This is a genomic window from Roseibacillus ishigakijimensis (genome assembly GCF_016595415.1).
GTDB classification, from domain to species: domain Bacteria; phylum Verrucomicrobiota; class Verrucomicrobiia; order Verrucomicrobiales; family Akkermansiaceae; genus Roseibacillus; species Roseibacillus ishigakijimensis.
In genome coordinates, this window is the sequence record NZ_JAENIO010000081.1 from 1 (window position 1) to 2,761 (window position 2,761).

Consider the following 2,761-nt stretch of genomic DNA (forward strand, 5'->3'; position numbering starts at 1 on the left):
TCTCCGAATAAGCAAGGCCAGTAAGAGCCATTGCACTGATTGCGCCAAGCGCGATTGTCTTTTTCATAGTCTGTCTGGTTGGTTTCTGACTTTCCACTCCCCCCCGGGAATGGTTCCAGCGATCCTTAAATCACTGTCTCTTTAAGTCATAAGCACATCGTTTGCCAAAACTGACCGAATTTCAATCGTTTTTTGTGATATTTAAACGATCTTTAGGGAATTTTAGGATTGACCTTTTGAGATTCTGACAGGCAATCCAGCCTCTTTCAAACGTTCTTTCGCTTGGGCAACCGTATAATCCCCAAAATGAAAAATACTTGCAGCGAGGACCGCATCCGCCCGTCCTTCGTTAAGGACGTCCACCAGATGGTCAAGGTGACCCGCCCCTCCGCTGGCGATGACCGGGATGCCGACCGCGTCGCTGATGGCGGCAGTGAGCTCGATGTCGTAACCGTTCTTCGTGCCATCGCTGTCCATACTGGTCAGCAAAATCTCTCCCGCTCCACGATCGGCGACTTCCTTGGCCCACTCGATGGCATCCAAGCCATCCACCGGCTTACGGCCGCCATGGGTGTAGACTCCCCATTTGCCGGGCCCTTGGCGCTTGGCGTCAATCGCAACCACGATAGCCTGATTACCAAAAGTGTTTGCGCCTTCATCAATCACTTGCGGCCGATGGATGGCCGCAGTGTTGACTCCGACCTTGTCCGCACCAGCCCCCAGCATGACCCGCATGTCCTCTACCTTTCGGATGCCACCCCCCACGGTCAGCGGGATGAAGCAGCGCTCGGCGGTCCGCTCGACCACATCGACCATCGTCTCACGACCATCGCTCGAGGCAGTGATGTCCAAGAAGACAATCTCATCGGCTTCTTGCTCATTGTAGGCCACCGCCGACTCCACGGGATCTCCAGCATCGATCAAATCGACAAAATTGACGCCCTTCACCACCCGTCCGTTGGTCACGTCGAGGCAAGGGATGATTCGTTTGGCAAGCATGAACCTATCTACCGCTTAGAGACCCCATGCGCCCACCTTTTTCTCACGCGCTTTCAACTCAAGAGTTCTCAAAAAATCCTTTTGCTGCCCCGCGCGCCGCCCATTCGGCAAATTTGCCCCTTGGGTGTGAATTCTCGCCAGACCTTTCGTGACGAGAATCTCATGCAAATAAGCGGGTTGCCCTTGCCAAGAAACAATCACGAAGGCGTATTTGCGCTGCGGTCCATAAACATTTTCCCAGCGGGTGAGAATCGAAAAGTCAGCCTTAGCCAACAGATTCTTCACGAATTGCTTACCCGCCTCTCCGACCTTAATGGTTTCTTCACGCGATAAGCCGCCAAAGTAAGCGCCCTGTTCCGCCAGTCGCTCACCATTATCCGCTCCCCCGGCATAGGTGCGGTAAGCGCTTTCCGGGGCATCGACAAAGTAGAGGCGGAACTCGCTCTCCCCCTTTTCGTGCCGAATGTGGAAGCTGTCGCCATCACCATTCCGACCAGAGATCAACTGGCAATTCGTAAGATGAGTCCAACCGGAAGCGGGAGCCTGAGGCGGGGTGAAGTCAGCCTCGACTGATTCAGACCAAAGGGCGTCCAGTTCACCCCAACCAAGACCCGTACCACCTAGCAGCCCCTTTTCCTGCAAATACCAAGCCGCACACGTCACCAGAACGCCGACGAGCACCGAACGCAGAGACCGGACCCTCCTCATCAACCCGCCTGCCAAGTTGTATTAACCGCACTGAACCAAATCATGCCAATCACCCCCGCCGCGAAGCAATAATAGGCAAAATACTCGAACTTCCCGCGCCGAATGGCCGCGAGGACCAGATAGACAGCAAAGAGTCCGCTGAGAAATGCCGCCAAAGCCCCCAAGCCGTATGCGATGAGCAAATCATCCGAGAGCTCGGCGAAGGCATCTTTTTCTTTCACCACCGCACCCGCAATGGCAGGAATGGACATGAGGAAGGCGAACTCGGCGGCTTTCTCCGGCTTCACTCCGCTCAAAAGCCCGGCCGTAATCGTGGAACCACTGCGAGAAATCCCGGGAAGAATGGCGAAAGCCTGCCCAACCCCCATCGCCAGTGCGGTCTTCCAATTGAGCTCTTTGCTTTTACTCTTAATCACCTTGGGAGCCAGTAAGAGGGAACCGGTCACAAGGAGTAAGCCGCTCACCAATACTGGATTCGAATAAGCCGACTCGAACAAATCACCCAAAGGGGTCAACACCAAAACCACCGCCGGCACGGTCGCAAGGGCAAGATAGCCAATCCAGCACCGCTCCTCATTCAACTCGCTGTTCCATAGCGACTCAGTAAGACGCCAAAGGCGCTTTCGAAAATAAACGAGCACACTGAGCAGGGTTCCGACATGAAGCACCACCTCAAAAAGAATACCACTCGTCTTGATGCCAAGAAGAAACTGAGTGAGAACGATATGCCCCGACGACGAAATCGGCAAAAACTCTGCCAATCCCTGCACAATCCCAACGACGATAGCTTCCCAGATTTCCATAGCAAATTGACGACTCAGAACGCCGGCGCGCAAGTGTGCGCATCACCTGTAAAAGAGAAAGCCCCGCGACAGTCATTTTTGAAAGTAGGAGCGAGCCACCGGCTTGCTCTCCGGTGTCCCCGGGCCACTGGCCTGGCCCAGAACTCCGTCCCGATCCGTTTCTGCCTCTCCGCCACGCGGGACGCGTCTTCCCTTTCTGGCAGCCGACTTCCCCTGTCCTCCTTCCAGTCCCTCTTCGCGGACAAAAAAAG

3 protein-coding genes are annotated in these 2,761 nt (G+C 54.9%); all 3 read right to left on the bottom strand.

What is annotated here, in order from left to right; all coding sequences use genetic code 11:
- Positions 1 to 222: 222 nt before the first annotated feature.
- The gene (hisF, locus tag JIN78_RS16575) at positions 223 to 999 is read right to left on the bottom strand and encodes an imidazole glycerol phosphate synthase subunit HisF (RefSeq protein WP_200393113.1); all 777 of its coding nucleotides are present in this window, start codon (positions 997 to 999) and stop codon (positions 223 to 225) included.
- A gap of 15 nt (positions 1,000 to 1,014) precedes the next feature.
- Positions 1,015 to 1,503, bottom strand: a complete 489-nt coding sequence (locus tag JIN78_RS16580) for a thermonuclease family protein (RefSeq protein ID WP_200393114.1) — start codon at positions 1,501 to 1,503, stop codon at positions 1,015 to 1,017.
- 203 nt (positions 1,504 to 1,706) lie between these two features.
- On the bottom strand, positions 1,707 to 2,510 hold the full coding sequence (locus JIN78_RS16585) for an undecaprenyl-diphosphate phosphatase (protein WP_200393115.1): 804 nt from the start codon (positions 2,508 to 2,510) through the stop codon (positions 1,707 to 1,709).
- Positions 2,511 to 2,761: the final 251 nt, after the last annotated feature.